Source organism: Limnospira sp. PMC 1279.21 (genome assembly GCF_032349615.1).
GTDB lineage: Bacteria > Cyanobacteriota > Cyanobacteriia > Cyanobacteriales > Microcoleaceae > Limnospira > Limnospira fusiformis.
In genome coordinates, this window is record NZ_JARPLU010000576.1 from 1 (window position 1) to 344 (window position 344).

Sequence of the window (344 nt, forward strand, 5' to 3'; positions counted from 1 at the left end):
TGTCTTGTGCTATACCACCTTATTCGCCAGACCTCAACAAGATAGAGAAATGTTGTTCGTGGTTGAAAGCCCGCATTCGCCATTGTATTGAGCAGTTTGATTCTCTCCATGATGCCATGGATTCCGTTCTCCAAGCTGCGTCCTAACCACCTTGACTAATGCTATAGTTATGGGATGGTCAGGGCGCACTCCTTATATTCTACCAAGGGGTAGAAGTCCCACTAGGAGGTTATTTCAGGCATTGCAGCTCTATTTCACTCCTAAACGTCTCGCACAAAGGGGTTATTGTATAGCACAAGACAGGAAAGTTAGGACGTATAATGGAGAGGACGAGATGACTAAGT

The 344-nt window shown here is 45.3% G+C and carries 1 protein-coding gene; it reads left to right on the forward strand.

Features of this window, described 5'->3' with window-relative positions; translation table 11 throughout:
- Nucleotides 1-146: transposase (locus P5683_RS26030; RefSeq protein ID WP_315642617.1), on the forward strand; the 146-nt coding region annotated here is incomplete at its 5' end.
- Between the last annotated feature and the right edge of the window lie 198 nt (nt 147-344).